The following is a 19,496-nucleotide window of genomic DNA, read 5'->3' on the forward strand; positions in this document are numbered from 1 at the left end:
CGGCCTGATCGTCCCTCAAGGAGGTGCGCCAGGATGACCAGCACGGTCCCCGCGCTCGGAACCCGTACGGCCGAAGGCTCCGCTCTCCAGGCCGTACTCCTCGACATGGACGGCACCCTGGTGGACACCGAGGGCTTCTGGTGGGACGTCGAGGTCGAGGTCTTCGCCGCCCTCGGACACACCCTCGACGACTCCTGGCGCCATGTCGTGGTCGGCGGCCCGATGACCCGCAGCGCCGGCTTCCTGATCGAGGCCACCGGCGCCGACATCACCCTCGCCGAGCTGTCCGTCCTGCTCAACTCCGGCTTCGAGGACCGCATCGGGCGCACCCTGCCGCTCATGCCGGGCGCCGCGAGACTCCTCGCCGAGCTCGCCGAGTACGAGATCCCCACGGCCCTCGTCTCCGCCTCGCACCGGCGCATCATCGACCGCGTCCTGACCCTGCTGGGCCCGCAGCACTTCACGCTGACGATCGCCGGCGACGAGGTCACCCGCACCAAGCCGTACCCCGACCCGTATCTCCTCGCTGCCGCCGGTCTCGGCGTCGACCCGGCCCGCTGCGCCGTCGTGGAGGACACGGCGACCGGTGTCGCGGCGGCCGAGGCGGCGGGCTGCCTGGTGGTGGCCGTGCCGTCCGTGGCGCCCATCGCACCGGCCGACCGGCGCACCGTCGTGTCCTCGCTGGAAGTCGTCGACCTGGCATTTCTGCGCGGACTGATGGCCGACTGATGACGGAAATGCGTCAACCGTTCACCGAGCGTGCAAAGTCCAATGGGATCAATGGGAATGGAATTCGGCCGTGATCGACCGGCCGAATTCCGTTGCACTCCAACCGAGTTGACGGGTGTGAGGTTCACCACGCGCAGGGGGGTCGACATCGTCGCCTCCCTGTGCTGTTCACCCCATTTCTGAGGCCGATCGCGCACCCTTGTGTCCCGATTGGTGAAACCCTGCACTAATCCTTCCCACGGCGGGTTTTCGGTCTGTCCACAGCCGGTTCCGCAGCGTGATGGGAACTCAACTACGGTGGCCGCGAACCCCGGTGCGGGTCCGGACTAATCTCAACGCGAGAACATCGCCCTAATCCCCGTGATCGGCATCACCACCCCATGCATGCCGGGTACACGGACTCGAACAGCTCTGGAGAAACTCGAGCATGAACCGCAAGACTTTGGTGCTGCCGGCCGTCGTCGGCCTGCTCGCGCCGGTGCTCGCCGCCTGTGGCGGCTCCGGCAGCGGGAGTTCAAGCGACGATGCGATCATCGTCGGCACCACGGACCGGTTCGAGGCGACGAAGGACGCTCCGGCGCCGCTCGACCCCGCCTACGCCTACGACGTCGGCACCTGGAACATCCTGCGCCAGACCGTGCAGACCCTGATGATCCAGCCCAAGGGCGAGGGCGACCCGGTGCCCGAGGCCGCCGAGAAGTGCGGCTTCACCGACACCGGCAACGAGCGCTACGCCTGCACCCTGCGCGACGGTCTCAAGTTCGCCAACGGCGACAAGATCACCGCGGCGGACGTGAAGTACTCCATCGACCGTGCGATGCGCCTCAAGGCCGACAGCGGTGTCTTCGCCCTGCTGTCCACCGTCGACACCGTCGAGACCCAGGGCGACCGCGAGGTCATCTTCCACCTGAAGACGGCCGACGCGACGTTCCCGTACAAGCTGTCCACTCCCGTCGCCGGCATCGTGAACCCGGACGATTACCAGAAGGACAAGCTGCGCGACGGTCTCGCGGTCGACGGCTCGGGCCCGTACACCCTCTCGGTGGCCGAGAAGGACGGCGCGATCACCACGGCCACGTTCACCAAGAACCCCAATTACAAGGGTGCCTTGAAGGTGAACAACAACAAGGTCGAGATGCGCACCTTCGCGGACGCCGACGCCATGGGCAGCGCGATCAACAAGGGTGACATCGACGTCATGACGCGCTCCATGACGCCGGAGCAGATCCAGAAGCTCAGCGACGACACCGACGGCGACGTCGACCTCGTCGAGATGCCCGGCCTCGAGATCCGCTACCTCGGCTTCAACACCACCGCCGAGACCGTGAAGTCGAAGGCCGTACGCGAGGCGATGGCCCAGATCATCGACCGCGGCGAACTCGTCTCCAAGGTCTACGGCACCGAGGCCGAGCCGCTCTACTCGATGGTCCCGGCGACCATCACCGGTCACTCGAACTCGTTCTTCAACAAGTACGGCGACCCGAGCGTCACCAAGGCCAAGACCATGATGGAGCAGGCCAACATCACCACCCCGGTGAAGCTGACCATGCACTACACGACCGACCACTACGGCTCGGCCACCAAGGAAGAGTTCGAGCAGCTCCAGAAGCAGCTCAACGCCAGCGGCCTGTTCGACGTCAGCATCCAGGGCACCGCCTGGTCGACGTTCCGTCCGGCCGAGCAGAAGGGCAAGTACGACGTTTACGGGATGGGCTGGTTCCCCGACTTCCCCGACGCCGACAACTACCTCGCGCCGTTCCTGGACAAGGACAACACCCTCGGCTCGCCGTACGCCAACACCAAGATCATGAACACCCTGATCCCGGAGTCCCGCCGCGAGGCCGACCGGCTCGCCGCGTCGAAGAGCCTCACGGCCATCCAGGACATCGTCGCCTCCGACGTCCCGCTGATCCCGCTCTGGCAGGGCAAGCAGTACGTCGCCGCCCGCGACGACGTGACGGGTACCGCGTACGTCCTCAACTCCTCCTCGACGCTTCAGCTCTGGGAGCTGGGCCGGGGCGTGGGGAACTGACGCAGCAGCCGACCGCCCGCCGGGTCCGCAGGTGACGATCCGACGGCACGCGCGCTGAACCGGCTCGACCAGTGGCCAGTCCCGCCGAACCCGGCGAGGCTGGCCACCGGCCTGTCGGCAAGGGCCGCGCGGCCGGCCCGCACACACGAAGAGGGCGCCCCTGTCAGGAAGGGGCGCCCTCTTCGTACGTACTGCCGTGTACCCGGTGCGGTGCCGTGTCTACTGCGCGCCGGGGCGCACCAACCCGCTCTCGTACGCGTACACCGCCGCCTGCACCCGGTCGCGCAGGCCCAGCTTGGTGAGGACGTGCCCCACATGCGTCTTCACGGTGGTCTCGCTGACGAACAGGTCGGCGGCGATCTCCGCGTTCGACAGACCGCGCGCCACCAGCTTCAGCACCTCGACCTCACGGTCCGTCAGCGTGTGCAGGGTGTCCGGCACCGGCTCGTCACCGGACGGGAGATGACCGGCGTACTTGTCGAGCAGCCGCCGCGTGATGCTCGGCGCGAGCATGGCCTCGCCGGCGGCCACCACGCGGATCGCCTGCACGAGTTCGTTGGCGGGCGCGTCCTTGAGCAGGAAGCCGCTGGCACCGGCGCGCAACGCCTCCACCACGTACTCGTCGAGGTCGAAGGTGGTCAGCACCAGCACCTTCGCCGGACCGTCCCGCCCGGGACCGGTGATCTGCCGGGTCGCCTCGACTCCGTCCATCCGCGGCATACGGATGTCCATCAGCACCACATCGGGCTGCAGAGCCCGCACCTGGTCGAGCGCCTGCAGACCGTCTCCGGCCTCGCCGACGACCGCGAGATCCTGCTCCGCCTCCAGAATCATCCGGAACCCGGTTCGCAGCAGCGGCTGGTCATCGACCAGTAGGACGCGGATGGCCACGTGAATCTCCTTCGCTAGCCCGGCCCCATTCTGCCCTGCACAACGCTGCGCGACTCGACCGGGCTTGGGGGGTGGGGGGTGGGGGGTTGCGGGGGTGGGGCTTGCGCGGAGTGGAGGGGGCTGGGCGGGAGGTTCGCCAGATGCGGCGGGGTGCCGGGGGTGGGCTGGGGTGCGGGTTGATGGGCTGGTATTCCCGCTGGGCACGCGGCGTTCGGGCCCAGGGGCGGCGTGCACGTTGCTGGGCGGGCGCTCCGGCTGAGTCCCCGGCTTGTGACGCCGAGTCCCGGGCGGACACCCGGTTCGCCGGGCTGCCGACGGGGCGCGCGGGCAGCGGCCCGGTGTGCGCGTTGTCGCGTACGGCGGCGGCGAGCCGGCGCGGTTCGGTGCGGGCGGCCCAAGGCGGGACCGCCGTTGTCCGAGCCCGCGCTCCCGACAGCAACGCCCGCTGCCGACCCGGGACTTCGCACAGGAACGCCGTCTGCCGAGCCCAGCCCCTCGGCGTCAACCCCGCCCAGCCCCTCGGCGGCAATCCCGCCCAGCCTCTCGGCGGCAACCCCGCCCGGCCCGCCCCCCGTAACTCTCTACGCCGCGCCCGCGCCCTGGCCGGAACCAGCCCCCGGCACCTCCGCAGCCTCCCCGGAACCAGCCCCCGGCACCTCCGCAGCCTCCCCGGAAGCAGCGCCCGCTACAGTCCCCTCCCCGGAACCGGCACCTCCCTCGTCACCAGAAGCCGCGCCAGCCACCGCCCCCTCTCCAGGAACCGCGCCCGTCACCCCGCCCCCCTCGTCACCCCTCCGCACCGGCAACGGATAAGGCGGGGGAGTGCCCCCGAACTCCGGGCACACCGCCTGGTGGTCGCACCAGCCGCACAGTTTCGTCGGGCGGGGGCGCCAGTCGCCGGTTTCCGTGGCGAGGCGGATCGCCTCCCACAGGGCGAGCAGCTTGCGCTCGACCCGCTCCAGGTCGGCGATGACGGGGTCGTACGTCACCACGTCACCGCTGCCCAGATACACCAGCTGAAGCCGCCGCGGCACGACCTGCTTCAGCCGCCAGACCACCAGCGCGTAGAACTTCATCTGGAACAGCGCGCCCTCGGCGTACTCGGGCCGCGGCGCCTTCCCCGTCTTGTAGTCGACGATCCGCACATCGCCCGTCGGCGCCACATCGACCCGGTCGATGATCCCGCGCAGCTTCAGCCCCGAGTCCAGCTCGGCCTCGATGAACATCTCCCGCTCGGTCGGCTCCAGCCGCGTCGGATCCTCCAGCGAGAACCACCGCTCGACCAGCCGCTCCGCCTCCCCGAGCCACCGCGCGAGCCGCTCGCCCTCCGGATCGTCGGCGAACAGCTCCACGACCTCCGGCCGCGACTCCCGCAACCGGTCCCACTGCCCGGGAATCAGCGACTTGGCCCGCGGCGCCGTACGCTCCGCCGCCGGCGCGTCGAAGAGCCGCTCGAGCACCGAGTGCACCAGCGTCCCCCGGGTCGCCGCCTCGCTGGGCTTCTCCGGCAGCCGGTCGATCACCCGGAACCGGTACAGCAACGGGCACTGCATGAAGTCGCTCGCACGCGAGGGCGACAACGACGCCGGTGCTATGGCGACGCGCTCGACCACGCCCACCGTCCCCGGCTCCACCGTCACCGCCACGGCCCGCTCCGCCGCCGCGCCCTCGTCGCCCGCTGTCCCCGCGAGGCCCTCCGCACTGGTCTCCATGCCCACAGACCTTACGGCCCGCCACTGACAGTCACCCGATCCCGGCCGACGCGGTCGCGACAGCCGGGGAAACGCGGGGGGTGCCGGGGCGGAACGCGCCACGACGGCCGCATACCATCGACCCGAGACCCCTCCGCCCGGCTGGCGCGGAGGATGCTTCGAACGAGGGGACACCGTGGACGAGAGCGGCGGGAGCGGGCAGCCGCGGTCCGGCACCAACGAGCCGACCGAGCACGCCACGGGTGCCACCACCCCGGCCGCCGACGCCGGCACCCCCGAACCCACACCGGACGACACCGCGGCCGGGACGACCCCTCAGCACCACGAGGTCACCCCCCAGTCCGAGGCCCACGCCGACGCCGACGCGAGCACGTCACCGGAGCCCGCCGCGGAGGACCGTACGGAAACGGAATTCTCGTCCCAGCCGATCACGGACGAAGTCACGGCACCCGAGGCCACCTCGACCGACCCCGGCACCCGGGACCACACCGCCGCTCCCGCGCACACCCACCTGAACGGTGAGCCGAAGCCCGACGGCACCCCCAAGAGCCACGACCACACCGACGACCACGACCTCGCGCCCCATCACACCTACGCCCACACGGAACACACGGGCCCCGACACCGCTCCCGGCACCCGCATCGCCAAGGGACGCCCCCCGCAGCGCCCCAAGGAGCCCGGCGGCGGCCTGCTCATGGGACGGCCCTTCGGCGTGCCCGTCTACGTGGCGCCCAGCTGGTTCCTCGTCGCCGCGCTCATCACCTGGGTGTTCGGCGGCCAGCTCGACCGCGTCCTGCCCGAACTCGGCGCCGCCCGCTACCTCGTGGCCCTCTTCTTCGCGGTCGCCTTCTACGGCTCGGTCCTGGTCCACGAACTCGCCCACACCGTCGCAGCGCTCCGCTTCAAGCTCCCGGTCCGCCGCATCCAGCTGCAGTTCTTCGGCGGTGTCTCCGAGATCGAGAAGGAGGCCGAGACCCCCGGCAGGGAGTTCGTGCTGGCCTTCGTCGGCCCGCTGCTCTCGCTGGTCCTCTCGGGCATCTTCTACCTGGCCATGCTGCCCGTGGAGCCCGGCACCGTCCCCGGCGTCCTGCTGGCGGGACTGATGGTCTCCAACCTCATCGTGGCCGCCTTCAACCTCCTGCCCGGCCTGCCCCTCGACGGCGGCCGCATGCTCCGCGCGGTGGTCTGGAAGATCACCGGCAGGCCCATGAGCGGCACCATCGCCGCCGCCTGGGTCGGCCGCGCCCTCGCCGTCTCCGTCCTCATCGGCCTCCCGCTGCTCACCCAGACCGGCGCCCTCGGCACCAACACCGAGGACATCAGCGGCATGGACACGGTCACGGACGCGCTGCTCGCCGCGATCCTCGCCGCGATCATCTGGACCGGCGCCGGCAACAGCCTCCGTATGGCCCGCCTCCGCGAACACCTCCCGGAGCTCCGCGCCCGCAACCTCACCCGCCGCGCGGTCCCCGTCGAGAGCAACACCCCGCTCTCCGAGGCCCTGCGACGCGCCAACGCGGCCGGTGCCCGCGCCCTGGTCGTCGTCGACACCGACGGCCAGCCCCTCTCCCTCGTCCGCGAGGCCGCCATCGTCGGCGTCCCCGAACACCGCCGCCCCTGGGTGTCCGTCAGCGGCCTCGCCCAGGACCTCACCGACGGCATGCGCGTCTCCGCCGAACTCGCCGGGGAGGACCTCCTCGACGCCCTGCGCGCCACCCCCGCCACCGAGTACCTCGTCATCGAGGAGACCGGCGAGATCTACGGCGTCCTGTCCGCAGCCGACGTCGAGCGCGCCTTCGTGAAGGCCATGGCCCGCCCCAACTGACGCACGCGCGCGTGGTCGGCGGCCCCCGTAAACGCCGGTAGGCTGGTCACATGTCCGAACCGACCGGTGCCGCCCGCAGGCGCGGGCCCTTCAAGGTCGGGGACCAGGTTCAGCTGACCGACCCCAAGGGCCGCCACTACACGTTCACGCTCGAAGCCGGGAAGAATTTCCACACCCACAAGGGTTCCTTCCCGCACGACGAACTGATCGGCGCACCCGAGGGCAGCGTTGTCCGCACCACCGGAAACGTCGCCTACCTCGCGCTGCGCCCCCTGCTCCCCGACTACGTCCTGTCCATGCCCCGCGGTGCCGCCGTGGTCTACCCCAAGGACGCGGGGCAGATCCTGGCCTTCGCGGACATCTTCCCCGGCGCCCGCGTCGTGGAGGCGGGCGTCGGCTCCGGCTCGCTCAGCAGCTTCCTGCTGCGTGCCATCGGCGACCAGGGCATGCTGCACTCCTACGAGCGCCGCGAGGACTTCGCCGAGATCGCCCAGCAGAACGTGGAGCGCTACTTCGGCGGCCCGCACCCCGCCTGGCAGCTCACCGTCGGCGACCTCCAGGACAACCTGTCCGACACGGACGTCGACCGCGTCATCCTCGACATGCTCGCCCCCTGGGAGTGCCTGGAGGCCGTCTCCAAGGCCCTCGTGCCCGGCGGCATCCTCTGCTGCTACGTCGCGACCACCACCCAGCTCGCGCGCACCGTCGAGTCCATCCGCGAGATCGGCTCCTTCAACGAGCCGACCGCATGGGAGACGATGCTCCGCAACTGGCACGTCGAGGGCCTGGCCGTCCGCCCCGACCACCGGATGATCGGCCACACCGGCTTCCTCCTCACCGCCCGCCGCCTCGCGGACGGCGTCGAGCCCCCGATGCGCCGCCGCCGCCCCGCCAAGGGCGCCTACGGCGACGACTACGACGGCCCCAACGCCGCCGGCGGCGCAGCCGGCCGCTGAGCCCCACCCCGGCGGCCCTGTGCCGCACTCAACGCACGAACGCCGTGGCCGGGTTCCCGGAATGCCTCCGGAACCCGGCCACGGCGTCTCTCTTCTGACGTACCGCCACCAGCGGCCCGCCCCGTGCGACGGGGCGAACGAACTGTCGACCCCGCCGTTCCCCCGCACTGTGACGTGTGGCACCATGCAGGCCACCCCCACCGGCACAGCCTTCGCAGGAGACACTCCTAGTGCAGCACTCCGCCGTCCCGGAACTGGAACTGGCACACACCACCACCCGGCCCATCCACTGGGTCGCCACCGCCACGGCTCTCGCCGGCGTCGTGGCCCTCTCCTCCGGCCTGCAACCCGACTCCGCGCACGCCGCCCAGGCCTCGGGCCCGCAGTCCAAGTCCGCGCGCAGCACGGTCTCCGCGCCCTCGACCGCAGGCGTCGCCTTCCCGATCGACTGCGGCCCCGTGAAGGCCGTCGTACAGAAGAAGGCCTCCGGGGACCTCGACGGCGACGGCAGGCCGGAAACGGTCGCCGTGGTCCACTGCGACGCCGGCATGGGCACCCCGCCCGACGGCGTCTACGTCCTCACCCAGGGCGTCGGCGCCGCCAAGCCGCGCGTGGTCGCGACCCTCGTCGCCCCGAAGGCCCGCGAGACGGTCACCGACTTCTCCGTGCGCGACGGCGCGGTGCTCACCACACTGCTCGGCTACTCGACGGCGGACGTGCCCAGTTGCTGCCCCGACGTGAAAGAGACCGCCAAGTGGCAGTGGCAGAACGGCACGTTCGTCCGCTCCACCCCGGGCAACGCCCAGAACGTCTGACCCTCGCGGGCCCTCAGGCCGCGTCGGGCCCGTACACCTCGACCCGGTCCGCGACCCGGCGCACATGGATGCAGTCGCCCGGGCACTCCTTGGCGGAGTCCACGACATCGACCAGCAGGGGCAGCGGCACGCGCGTGGTGGCGCCCTTGTCCTGGAGCAACTCGTCGTCCGGGCTCTTCACATACGCCAGGCCGTCGATGTCCAGCTCGAAGACCTCCGGGGCGTACTGGACGCAGATCCCGTCGCCGGTACAGAGGTCCTGATCGATCCAGACCTCCAGCGCCTCGCCGTCGGCCGCGGCCTCGTCCTGCACGGTGATGTCTCCTGTTTCCGCCGGGTGTTGAACTCCTCCGACCCTACCTCCGCCCGCCGGAACGGCCTTTCTCCGCGATCCCAGGTTTCACACCACCGCATGACGGACACTGTCCGCATGCGCACTCTCCGTCAGGGGACCCGCTGGCCGGTTTCCACCGGGCGCGGAACCCGCCCGTACGGCAACTCGCGTCCGCCGTGAAGGGTTTTGACCAACCCGGCCTTGGAACAGTCGGCTTCTGAATCACGTTGAGTGGGTATCCACACGGCGTGAGGGAGAGCGCAGGGTGACCGACGACACACCTTGACAGTCTTTGTGATCTAGGGGTTTCAATCGACACCCACCCAGGTAGGGTCTGGAAGCGTCCAGCTCCCCTTGGAGGAGGTGAGGACCGTGGCAGCCCACGACGACGACATGAACCGCGGCATCCGCCCGGGACGAGGGTCCGACGACCCGTCCGGGCAGATTGCCTACCTTGAGCAGGAGATCGCCGTCCTGCGACGTAAGCTCGCCGACTCTCCGCGACACACGAGGATTCTCGAAGAGCGGATCGTCGAGCTGCAGACCAATCTGGCCGGGGTGTCCGCCCAGAACGAGCGACTCGCCAACACGCTCCGTGAGGCCCGCGACCAGATCGTGGCCCTCAAGGAAGAAGTCGACCGGCTCGCACAGCCACCGGCCGGCTTCGGTGTCTTCCTCGTGGCCAACGAGGACGGCACAGCGGACATCTTCACCGGCGGCCGCAAACTCCGGGTGAACGTCAGCCCAAGCGTGGATCTCGAAGAGCTCCGCCGCGGCCAGGAAGTAATGCTCAACGAAGCGCTCAACGTGGTCGAGGCCATGGAGTACGAGCGCGTCGGCGACATCGTCACCCTCAAGGAGATCCTCGAGGACGGCGAACGCGCCCTCGTGGTGGGGCACACCGACGAGGAGCGGGTGGTACGGCTCGCCGAGCCACTGCTGGACATCACCATCCGCCCCGGCGACGCCCTGCTGCTGGAACCCCGTTCCGGCTACGTCTACGAGATCGTCCCGAAGAGCGAGGTCGAGGAACTCGTCCTCGAAGAGGTCCCCGACATCGGCTACGAGCAGATCGGCGGTCTGGGCGGCCAGATCGAGATGATCCGCGACGCGGTCGAACTGCCGTACCTCTACCCCGACCTCTTCAAGGAGCACGAACTGCGGCCGCCCAAGGGCGTCCTGCTGTACGGGCCTCCCGGATGCGGTAAGACGCTCATCGCCAAGGCCGTCGCCAACTCGCTGGCCAAAAAGGTCGCCGAGGTCACCGGCCAGGCCACCGGCAAGAGCTTCTTCCTCAACATCAAGGGCCCCGAGCTCCTCAACAAGTACGTCGGAGAGACCGAGCGGCAGATCCGCCTCGTCTTCCAGCGCGCTCGTGAGAAGGCCAGCGAGGGCACCCCCGTCATCGTCTTCTTCGACGAGATGGAGTCCCTCTTCCGCACCCGTGGTTCCGGTGTCAGCTCGGACGTGGAGAACACCATCGTCCCCCAGCTGCTCGCCGAGATCGACGGCGTGGAAGGCCTGCAGAACGTGGTCGTGATCGGCGCCTCGAACCGCGAGGACATGATCGACCCCGCCATCCTGCGCCCCGGCCGTCTCGACGTGAAGATCAAGATCGAGCGTCCCGACGCCGAGGCCGCCAAGGACATCTTCGCCAAGTACCTCACCGAACGCCTCCCGCTCCACCCCGAGGACGTCGGCGAGCACAGCGGCGACAAGACCACCACCGTCCAGAGCATGATCCAGACGGCCGTGGAACACATGTACACGGAATCCGAGGAGAACCGCTTCCTGGAGGTCACCTACGCCAACGGTGACAAGGAAGTCCTCTACTTCAAGGACTTCAACTCCGGCGCCATGATCGAGAACATCGTCGGCCGCGCCAAGAAGATGGCCATCAAGGACTTCCTCGACCACAAGCAGAAGGGCATCCGCGTCTCCCACCTCCTCCAGGCCTGCGTGGACGAGTTCAAGGAGAACGAGGACCTCCCCAACACCACCAACCCCGACGACTGGGCCCGGATCTCCGGAAAGAAGGGCGAACGGATCGTGTACATCCGTACGCTCATCACCGGAAAGCAGGGCGCCGACACCGGACGCTCCATCGACACGGTGGCGAACACCGGTCAGTACCTGTAAAAAACAGGGCGGCTGCGGGTGCCCTGAGCGGGTACCCGCAGCCGACTGTTTTTCAGGCCATGACCGAACAAGGGGCGCGCGAGCCAATGACGCAAATGATCTCCCCACCAGCGCAAAGCCGTTCTAGGCTCTTCGGTACCGCCGAGTCGCGCAGTGCGGGGACGGGCACCGCACACGCACCGGAGCGCCAGCGGTACTTGAGCGGTGCCCCCGACCGGGGGCGCTGCCGGGCAAGGAGGGCCGCATGACCGTACGGCGAGTAATGGGCATCGAGACGGAGTACGGGATCTCCGTCCCCGGCCACCCCAACGCCAATGCCATGCTCACCTCGTCCCAGATCGTCAACGCCTACGCGGCGGCGATGCACCGGGCCCGGCGGGCCCGCTGGGACTTCGAGGAGGAGAACCCGCTGCGGGACGCGCGAGGCTTCGACCTCGCCCGGGAGGTCGCCGACTCCAGCCAGCTCACCGACGAGGACATCGGCCTGGCCAATGTCATCCTCACCAACGGCGCACGGCTCTACGTCGACCACGCACACCCGGAGTACAGCTCCCCCGAAGTCACCAACCCCATGGACGCCGTCCTGTGGGACAAGGCCGGCGAGCGCATCATGGCGGAGGCCGCCGAGCGCGCGGCCCAACTCCCCGGCGCGCAGCCGATCCACCTCTACAAGAACAACACCGACAACAAGGGCGCCTCGTACGGCACGCACGAGAACTACCTGATGAAGCGGGAGACCCCCTTCTCGGACATCGTGCGCCACCTGACGCCCTTCTTCGTCTCCCGACAGGTCGTCACCGGAGCGGGCCGCGTCGGCATCGGCCAGGACGGGCACGAGCACGGCTTCCAGCTCAGCCAGCGCGCCGACTACTTCGAGGTCGAGGTCGGTCTGGAGACCACCCTCAAGCGCCCGATCATCAACACCCGGGACGAGCCGCACGCGGACGCAGAGAAGTACCGCCGCCTGCACGTGATCATCGGCGACGCGAACCTCTCCGAGATCTCGACGTACCTCAAGCTCGGCACGACCGCCCTCGTCCTCTCCATGATCGAGGACGGCTTCATCGCCGTCGACCTGGCCGTGGACCAGCCCGTCCGCACCCTCCACCAGGTCTCCCACGACCCGACCCTCAAGCGCCTGGTCACCCTCCGCAGCGGCCGGACCCTCACCGCGGTCCAGCTCCAGATGGAGTACTTCGAGCTGGCCCGCAAGTACGTCGAGGAGCGCTACGGCTCCGACGCGGACGACCAGACCAAGGACGTCCTCATCCGCTGGGAGGACACGCTCAACCGCCTGGAGAACGACCCGATGAGCCTCGCCGGCGAGCTGGACTGGGTCGCCAAGCGCGAGCTCATGGAGGGCTACCGGCGCCGTGACGACCTCGACTGGGACGCGGCCCGGCTGCAGCTCGTCGACCTCCAGTACGCGGACGTACGGGCCGAGAAGGGCCTCTACAACCGTCTGGTGGCCCGCGGCCGCATCAAGCGCCTGCTGGACGAGGACACGGTCGAGCGGGCGCGTACGACGCCTCCGGAGGACACGCGCGCGTACTTCCGCGGCCGCTGCCTGGAGCAGTACGCCGACGACGTCGCCGCCGCCTCCTGGGACTCCGTGATCTTCGACCTCCCGGGCCGGGACTCGCTCCAGCGCGTCCCAACCCTCGAACCGCTTCGCGGAACGCGTAATCACGTCAAGGAGCTCCTCGACCGCTGTCGTACGGCGGAAGACCTGGTCAGGGTCCTGTCGGGCGGCTGACGGGGCCCCCGGGTCCGGGCTGCCGGACAGGGTGGAATGTCCGGTGGCCGGGAATCATCGAGGTGGCCGCCGTACGTTGTAGGAACTGCGGGGCCGATGTCAGTCCCTGCAAGTAGGGTCTGATCAAGAACGTCGAACCGAGCGGGGTGAGGGTTATGGCGACCAAGGACACCGGCGGCGGACAGCAGAAGGCGACGCGCTCCACGGAGGAGGTCGAACAGCAGGCGGAGGAAGCGCAGGCCACAGACGACCTCAAGGAGCGCCACGAGAAGCTGAGCGACGACGTCGACTCGGTTCTGGACGAGATCGACGACGTCCTCGAGGAGAACGCCGAGGACTTCGTGCGCTCCTTCGTTCAGAAGGGCGGCCAGTAGGTCGCTCGACCCTTCGATTCGAAGGTGAACGGGGTGGCGTGGTGGCAGGCGAGTCGAAGATGAAGTGCTGCGTGCGGTGCGGCGAGGCCAAGCCGCACGCAGTCTTCGCTTCCGGGCGCACCCATCGCGTCCGATTCGAGGCGAGCCGGCCCCCTTCGGAGCGGCTCCGGAATGCCTCCGCCGTTCATGTGGATCACTGCCAGTAGACGGGTAGGGTCCGTGGCGTACTGTGCTTCAACTGCAATTCGGCCATCGGCAAGTTGGGAGATGATCCCGACGCTGTTCGTCGGGCTGCCGCCTACTTGGAAGGATCCTCGTGGAAGCCAACACTCGTAGCACCGGGCGTCTACCAGCTGCCTTCCTGACGCCTGGGTCGTCGTCCTTCATGGACTTCCTCTCCGACCACCAGCCGGCGATGCTTCCGGGCAACCGGCAGCTTCCGCCCACCCAGGGCGTCATCGAGGCCCCGCACGGCACGACGATCGTCGCTGTCACGTTCCCCGGCGGTGTCGTGCTCGCCGGTGACCGGCGGGCCACCATGGGCAATGTCATCGCGCAGCGGGACATCGAGAAGGTGTTCCCCGCGGACGAGTACTCGGCCGTCGGCATCGCCGGCACCGCCGGACTCGCCGTGGAGATGGTCAAGCTCTTCCAGTTGGAGCTGGAGCACTTCGAGAAGGTCGAAGGCGCCCAACTCTCCCTGGAGGGCAAGGCGAACCGACTGTCCACGATGATCCGTTCCAACCTCGGCATGGCCATGCAGGGCCTCGCCGTGGTCCCCCTCTTCGCCGGCTTCGACGTGGACCGCGGCGAAGGCCGCATCTTCTCCTACGACGTCACGGGCGGCCGTTCCCAGGAGCACGGCTACGCGGCCACCGGCTCCGGCTCGGTCTTCGCGCGCGGCGCCATGAAGAAGCTCTTCCACGACGGCCTGACGGAGGCCGAGGCCACGACCCTCGTGGTCCAGGCGCTCTACGACGCGGCCGACGACGACTCGGCGACCGGTGGTCCCGACGTCGCCCGCCGGATCTACCCGATCGTCACCGTGATCACCGAGGACGGCTTCCGCCGGCTCACCGACGACGAGTCCTCCGAGATCGCCCGCTCGATCCTGGAGCGGCGACTGCAGCAGCCCGACGGCCCGCGCGCCGCGCTGCTCTGACCGAGGGCCCGTTCTCATCAAGGTGATCCACTGACTTCGACGGAACTTTAAAGAGAGGGACGGATACCGGTGTCGACGCCGTTCTATGTCTCACCCCAGCAGGCCATGGCCGACCGGGCGGAGTACGCCCGCAAGGGCATCGCCCGTGGCCGCAGCCTGGTCGTGCTGCAGTTCGCCGACGGCATTGTCTTCGTCGGTGAGAACCCGTCCCGCGCGCTGCACAAGTTCAGCGAGATCTACGACCGGATCGGGTTCGCGGCCGCCGGAAAATACAACGAGTACGAGAACCTGCGGATCGGCGGTGTGCGCTACGCCGACATGCGCGGCTACACCTACGACCGTGCGGATGTGACCGCCCGGGGTCTCGCCAACGTCTACGCCCAGACGCTCGGCACGATCTTCTCCAGCGCGGCCGAGAAGCCGTACGAGGTGGAGCTGGTCGTCGCCGAGGTCGGGGAGACGCCGGACGGCGACCAGATCTACCGGTTGCCGCACGACGGTTCGATCGTGGACGAGCACGGCTCGGTCGCGGTCGGCGGCAACGCCGAGACGATCAGCAGCTATCTGGACCAGCGCCACCGTGACGGCATGACGCTCGCGGAGGCGCTCAAACTGGCCGTGCAGGCCCTGTCGCGCGACACGAACGGCAGTGAGCGGGAGATCCCCGCGGAGCGCCTGGAGGTCGCGGTCCTGGACCGCACGCGTCCGCAGGCCCGCAAGTTCAAGCGGATCGTCGGCCGTCAGCTGTCCCGCCTTCTGGAGGGCGAGAACGCGGACACGTCGTCGGAGGAGACCGACGGCGACGACGACGAGTAGACGGCCTCGTTCAGCCTTTTCGTGCGCCCCGGCCGGTCATCGGCCGGGGCGCACGGCGTTGGTGGGGGCCACAGGGGCGTCAGGGGGTGCCTGGGGGCGCCGTGGAGCCCCGGACGACCAGTTCCACCGGGATGTCCCCCTCGTGCGGTGTGCGGCCGTCCAGGACGGCGAGGAGTGCGCGCATGCCGTGTTCGCCGAACAGTTCGGCGTCGAGGCGGACGGTGGTGAGTTCAGGGTCGAGGGCGGTGGCGAGGGCCAGGTCGTCGAGACCGGTGACCGAGAGGTCGTCGGGGATGCGCAGGCCGAGGCGGCGGGCGGCCTTGTAGGCGCCGGCGGCGAGTTTGTCGTCGTCGCAGACGACGGCCGTCGCCCGTGACCCCGGGTCCGCGAGCGCGGCCTCGGCCGCCTTCAGGGCGCTGTCGATGGAGATGGGGGCGCGGGTCGTCCGTACCGAAGTGCCCGTCACCGCGCCGACCCGTGCGGCGAGTTCACGCGCGCGTGCCTCGAAGGTCCAGGACGGGATGTCCGCGGCGAGGTGCAGGAAATGGCGGTGGCCCAGGGCCAGCAGGTGGTCGGCGACCTGGCGGACGCCGTCGGCGATGTCGAGGTTGACGGTGGCGGCGCCGAGGCTGCCCCTGGGGTCGCTGTCGAGCATGACCAGGGGGAGCTGGTCGCCGCGGATCGCGGTGAGGGCGTCGGCGGCCATGGAGGAGGCGATGACGCCGTCGAGGGCGGCCTGGGCGGAGGCGAAGGGGTCGCGGGCCGGGCCGATGCCTTCGGGGGAGGGGTAGAGCACGACGCCGAAGCCGTGCTCGGCGGCGACGCGGGCGGCGCCGGTGTAGACGCCGGCGAAGAACTCCGTCGTCAGCGCCGGGACGACGAGGAGGACCGTGCGGGTGCGGCCGAGGCGGAGGTTGCGGGCGGCGAGGTTGGGGCGGTAGCCGAGCTCGCGGGCCGCCTCGCGGACGCGTTCGGCGGTGGTGGCGGAGACCCGGCCGCGCCATTTGTCGCCGAGCACCAGGGAGACGGCGGCCTGGGAGACGCCGGCGGCCTGCGCGACGTCGCGGCTCGTGGGGCGGGTGCTGCCTACTGCCACCGTCGGCCTGCTCCTTCGTAGGGACTCCGTATGGACGTGCGAACAGCGCACATGGTACGTATGACGACGGACGTTATACGTAAAACCTCATGCGTGACGGTGAGGGGGAGGGCGGTTCGAGGCCGTGGGATATCTGGAGATCCTCAGGGCGAGGCACGCCACCCGGCTGCTCGTGGGCACGCTGGTGGGCCGGTTGCCGAACGCCACCGCCGCGATCGCCATCGTGCTGTTCATCCGCGCGGAGGGCGGCACCTACAGCCTCGCGGGAGCGCTGGCCGCCGTGTACGGCGTCGCCAACGCCGTCGGACAGCCCCTCCTGGGGCGGCTGGTGGACGTCCACGGGCAGCCGCGGATCCAGCTGCCCGCAGCGGTCCTCTCGGCGCTCGCGATGGCCGTCTTCGCCTTCTGGGGCACCGATCCACTGCCCCTCGCCTACATGGCCGTAGCGGCCGCCGGGCTCTTCGCGCCGCCCCTGGAGGGCGGTCTGCGGGCGCTGTGGCCGGCCGTGCTGGGCCGCGAGGAACAGGTGCACACGGCGTACGCGATGGACGCGGTCGCCCAGGAAGTCATGTTCACCGTGGGGCCGTTGCTCGTGACGGTGTTCGTGTCGCTGTGGTCGGCACCGGTGGCGCTGCTCGTGCTGAACCTCATCGGGGTGCTGGGCGCCCTCTCCGTGGTCGTGTCGCCGCCCTCGCGCGCGTGGCGCTCGGCCCCGCGCGAGGCGCACTGGCTGGGCGCGCTGCGCTCGCCGGGGCTGCTGGCCCTGCTGGGCGCGTTCCTGTTCGTCGGGATGGCGCTCGGGTCGATCACGGTCGCCTCGGTGTCGTACGCGGACGCGCACGGCGGAGACGTGGTCTACGGGTGGCTCATGGCCGCGATCGGCCTGGGGGCGCTTCTCGGAGGCACCGTCTACGGGGCGCGGCAGTGGACCGGGGTGCCGGAGCGGCGACTGCGGGTCCTGGTGGGGCTGCTGGCGGTGTGTTACCTGCCGTTGATGCTGATGCCGGGGGCGGTCGCCATGGTGCTGCTGACCGTGCTCGCCGGGGTGTTCCTGGCGCCCGCGCTCGCCTGTGCGTTCATCATGGTCGACCGGCATGCCCCGAAAGGCACGGTCACCGAGGCTTTCTCATGGCTTGTGACGACGTTCACCGTGGGGGCGTCGGTCGGAACGGGCGTCGCGGGGCCGGTCGTGGAGGCCGGTGGCGCGCTGTGGGGGTTCGCCGTGCCGGGGGCCGCGGGGGCGGTGTCGTTGCTGGTCCTGCTGGTGACCGGACGGGTCCTCGCAGCTCCCGCCGGGGGTGCGGTGGTTGCGGCTTCATCGGAAAATGATCCAAACCGTGCCGTCGAACCCCGTTTCAGCACAGGGGATCGGGCGTAATGTTCAGTCATGGACCGCCGCATTTTCGGGCTGGAGAACGAGTACGGCGTCACGTGTACGTTCAGGGGACAGCGACGTCTGTCTCCCGACGAAGTGGCTCGGTACCTCTTCCGCCGTGTCGTGTCATGGGGCCGCAGCAGCAATGTCTTTCTGCGAAACGGCGCCCGGCTCTATCTCGACGTGGGCTCACATCCGGAATACGCGACCCCCGAATGTGACAACGTGACCGAACTGGTCACCCACGACAAAGCCGGCGAGCGCATTCTCGAAGGACTCCTGGTGGACGCCGAACGACGCCTGCACGAGGAGGGAATCGCGGGCGACGTCTACCTCTTCAAGAACAACACCGACTCGGCGGGCAACTCGTACGGCTGCCACGAGAACTACCTGGTGGCACGGCACGGCGAGTTCTCCCGGCTCGCGGACATCCTCATCCCGTTCCTGGTCACGCGTCAGCTCCTGTGCGGCGCGGGCAAGGTGCTGCAGACTCCGCGCGGTGCCGTGTACTGCGTCAGCCAGCGCGCGGAGCACATCTGGGAGGGCGTCTCCTCGGCGACGACGCGTTCCCGGCCCATCATCAACACCCGCGACGAACCGCACGCGGACGCCGAGCGCTACCGCCGTCTCCACGTCATCGTGGGCGACTCGAACATGTCCGAGACGACCATGCTGCTCAAGGTCGGCGCCACCGACCTGGTGCTGCGCATGATCGAGGCGGGCACGGTGATGCGCGACCTGACCCTGGAGAACCCGATCCGGGCGATCCGCGAGGTCAGTCACGACATCACGGGCCGGCGCAAGGTGCGTCTGGCCAGCGGCCGTGAGGCCTCCGCGCTGGAGGTGCAGCGCGAGTACTACGAGAAGGCCGTGGACTTCGTCGAGCGCCGCGGCATCCGTACCGGCACCGTCGAGCAGGTCCTCGAACTGTGGGGCCGGGTGCTGGACTCGATCGAGGCCGAGGACCTCGACCGGATCGGCACCGAGATCGACTGGGTCATGAAGTACCAGCTGATCGAGCGGTACCGGGCGAAGCACAACATGACCATGTCCCACCCGCGGGTCGCCCAGATCGACCTCGCCTACCACGACATCCACCGTCGCCGAGGGCTCTACTACCTCCTCGAGAGGAAGGGCCAAGCCGCCCGGATCTGCAACGACTTGAAGATCTTCGAGGGCAAGTCCGTTCCGCCGCAGACCACTCGGGCCAGGCTCCGCGGTGACTTCATCCGCAGGGCCCAGGAACAGCGGCGGGACTTCACCGTCGACTGGGTCCATCTCAAGCTCAACGACCAGGCGCAGCGCACGGTGTTGTGCAAGGACCCGTTCCGTTCGGTGGACGACCGGGTGGAGAAACTGATCGCCGGAATGTAGGCAAAAACATCCGGATACCGACGTCCGGATACATATTCGGTACGCCACACGGGCCCCGTACGTTTCACGTACGGGGCCCGTCGCGCACCGTAGAGTTGCGCGCACGCCAT

At 69.4% G+C, this 19,496-nt stretch carries 16 protein-coding genes and 1 pseudogene; 13 read left to right on the top strand and 4 right to left on the bottom strand.

Features of this window, described 5'->3' with window-relative positions:
- Positions 1-33: 33 nt before the first annotated feature.
- Together OHT77_RS35380 and OHT77_RS35385 are read left to right on the top strand one after the other, a co-directional pair.
- Positions 34-729: an HAD family hydrolase gene (locus OHT77_RS35380; RefSeq protein WP_328832459.1), complete on the top strand. Its 696-nt coding sequence runs from the start codon at positions 34-36 to the stop codon at positions 727-729.
- Between the two features lie 427 nt (positions 730-1,156).
- Positions 1,157-2,761: an ABC transporter substrate-binding protein gene (locus OHT77_RS35385; protein ID WP_328832460.1), complete on the top strand. Its 1,605-nt coding sequence runs from the start codon at positions 1,157-1,159 to the stop codon at positions 2,759-2,761.
- A gap of 219 nt (positions 2,762-2,980) precedes the next feature.
- Here OHT77_RS35385 and OHT77_RS35390 read toward each other — a convergent pair whose 3' ends face one another.
- Both OHT77_RS35390 and OHT77_RS35395 read right to left on the bottom strand, forming a co-directional pair.
- The gene (locus OHT77_RS35390) at positions 2,981-3,652 is read right to left on the bottom strand and encodes a response regulator (RefSeq protein WP_261702934.1); all 672 of its coding nucleotides are present in this window, start codon (positions 3,650-3,652) and stop codon (positions 2,981-2,983) included.
- A gap of 581 nt (positions 3,653-4,233) precedes the next feature.
- Entirely contained in the window at positions 4,234-5,364 is a 1,131-nt protein-coding gene (locus OHT77_RS35395; protein WP_328832462.1) for a RecB family exonuclease, read from the bottom strand.
- A 175-nt stretch (positions 5,365-5,539) separates the two neighbouring features.
- Between OHT77_RS35395 and OHT77_RS35400 the strand changes: the two genes are divergently transcribed.
- From OHT77_RS35400 to OHT77_RS35410, 3 genes are all read left to right on the top strand, one after another.
- Positions 5,540-7,189 carry a site-2 protease family protein gene (locus OHT77_RS35400; protein WP_328832463.1) on the top strand — a complete coding sequence of 550 codons (1,650 nt, stop codon included), beginning with the start codon at positions 5,540-5,542 and terminating at the stop codon, positions 7,187-7,189.
- Positions 7,190-7,239: 50 nt separating this feature from the next.
- Entirely contained in the window at positions 7,240-8,145 is a 906-nt protein-coding gene (locus OHT77_RS35405; protein WP_266767102.1) for a tRNA (adenine-N1)-methyltransferase, read from the top strand.
- Between the two features lie 230 nt (positions 8,146-8,375).
- Positions 8,376-8,960 carry a hypothetical protein gene (locus tag OHT77_RS35410; RefSeq protein ID WP_328832464.1) on the top strand — a complete coding sequence of 195 codons (585 nt, stop codon included), beginning with the start codon at positions 8,376-8,378 and terminating at the stop codon, positions 8,958-8,960.
- 13 nt (positions 8,961-8,973) lie between these two features.
- Here the strand turns inward: OHT77_RS35410 and OHT77_RS35415 are convergent, their stop codons facing one another.
- Positions 8,974-9,279, bottom strand: a complete 306-nt coding sequence (locus OHT77_RS35415) for a ferredoxin (protein WP_033283728.1) — start codon at positions 9,277-9,279, stop codon at positions 8,974-8,976.
- Positions 9,280-9,666: 387 nt separating this feature from the next.
- Here OHT77_RS35415 and arc point away from each other — a divergent pair, with 387 nt between their 5' ends.
- The 6 genes and pseudogenes from arc to prcA all read left to right on the top strand — a co-directional run bounded on the left by arc (position 9,667) and on the right by prcA (position 15,541).
- Positions 9,667-11,433: a proteasome ATPase gene (arc, locus tag OHT77_RS35420; RefSeq protein ID WP_328832465.1), complete on the top strand. Its 1,767-nt coding sequence runs from the start codon at positions 9,667-9,669 to the stop codon at positions 11,431-11,433.
- Positions 11,434-11,677: 244 nt separating this feature from the next.
- On the top strand, positions 11,678-13,189 hold the full coding sequence (gene dop, locus OHT77_RS35425) for a depupylase/deamidase Dop (protein WP_352112369.1): 1,512 nt from the start codon (positions 11,678-11,680) through the stop codon (positions 13,187-13,189).
- Between the two features lie 155 nt (positions 13,190-13,344).
- Positions 13,345-13,563, top strand: a complete 219-nt coding sequence (locus tag OHT77_RS35430; protein WP_200680184.1) for a ubiquitin-like protein Pup — start codon at positions 13,345-13,347, stop codon at positions 13,561-13,563.
- A 173-nt stretch (positions 13,564-13,736) separates the two neighbouring features.
- Positions 13,737-13,928: pseudogene (locus OHT77_RS35435) on the top strand (endonuclease VII domain-containing protein); the annotation flags it as partial.
- Complete coding sequence (gene prcB / locus OHT77_RS35440; protein WP_328832466.1) at positions 13,880-14,725, top strand: proteasome subunit beta; 846 nt, start codon at positions 13,880-13,882, stop codon at positions 14,723-14,725. The pseudogene OHT77_RS35435 and the gene prcB, both read left to right, overlap by 49 nt.
- 69 nt (positions 14,726-14,794) lie before the next feature.
- On the top strand, positions 14,795-15,541 hold the full coding sequence (gene prcA, locus OHT77_RS35445) for a proteasome subunit alpha (RefSeq protein ID WP_328832467.1): 747 nt from the start codon (positions 14,795-14,797) through the stop codon (positions 15,539-15,541).
- A gap of 79 nt (positions 15,542-15,620) precedes the next feature.
- Here the strand turns inward: prcA and OHT77_RS35450 are convergent, their stop codons facing one another.
- Complete coding sequence (locus tag OHT77_RS35450; RefSeq protein ID WP_328832468.1) at positions 15,621-16,637, bottom strand: LacI family DNA-binding transcriptional regulator; 1,017 nt, start codon at positions 16,635-16,637, stop codon at positions 15,621-15,623.
- Between the two features lie 124 nt (positions 16,638-16,761).
- Between OHT77_RS35450 and OHT77_RS35455 the strand changes: the two genes are divergently transcribed.
- Both OHT77_RS35455 and pafA read left to right on the top strand, forming a co-directional pair.
- Positions 16,762-18,015 (top strand): MFS transporter, encoded by a 1,254-nt coding sequence (locus tag OHT77_RS35455; RefSeq protein ID WP_328832469.1) that lies wholly within the window; start codon positions 16,762-16,764, stop codon positions 18,013-18,015.
- Positions 18,016-18,024: 9 nt separating this feature from the next.
- Complete coding sequence (pafA, locus tag OHT77_RS35460; protein WP_171143128.1) at positions 18,025-19,386, top strand: Pup--protein ligase; 1,362 nt, start codon at positions 18,025-18,027, stop codon at positions 19,384-19,386.
- The last annotated feature ends 110 nt before the right edge of the window (positions 19,387-19,496 follow it).

The sequence above is a fragment of the Streptomyces sp. NBC_00252 genome (assembly GCF_036187565.1).
Classification (GTDB): domain Bacteria; phylum Actinomycetota; class Actinomycetes; order Streptomycetales; family Streptomycetaceae; genus Streptomyces.

What these genes read in the sequence shown, in the direction of transcription:
- OHT77_RS35385 (WP_328832460.1), top strand. Translation starts at nt 1,157, where the DNA reads ATGAACCGCAAGACTTTGGTGCTGCCGGCCGTCGTCGGCCTGCTCGCG.
- OHT77_RS35405 (WP_266767102.1), top strand. Translation starts at nt 7,240, where the DNA reads ATGTCCGAACCGACCGGTGCCGCCCGCAGGCGCGGGCCCTTCAAGGTC.
- OHT77_RS35395 (WP_328832462.1), bottom strand. Translation starts at nt 5,364, where the DNA reads ATGGAGACCAGTGCGGAGGGCCTCGCGGGGACAGCGGGCGACGAGGGC.
- pafA (WP_171143128.1), top strand. Translation starts at nt 18,025, where the DNA reads ATGGACCGCCGCATTTTCGGGCTGGAGAACGAGTACGGCGTCACGTGT.
- dop (WP_352112369.1), top strand. Translation starts at nt 11,678, where the DNA reads ATGACCGTACGGCGAGTAATGGGCATCGAGACGGAGTACGGGATCTCC.
- OHT77_RS35430 (WP_200680184.1), top strand. Translation starts at nt 13,345, where the DNA reads ATGGCGACCAAGGACACCGGCGGCGGACAGCAGAAGGCGACGCGCTCC.
- OHT77_RS35380 (WP_328832459.1), top strand. Translation starts at nt 34, where the DNA reads ATGACCAGCACGGTCCCCGCGCTCGGAACCCGTACGGCCGAAGGCTCC.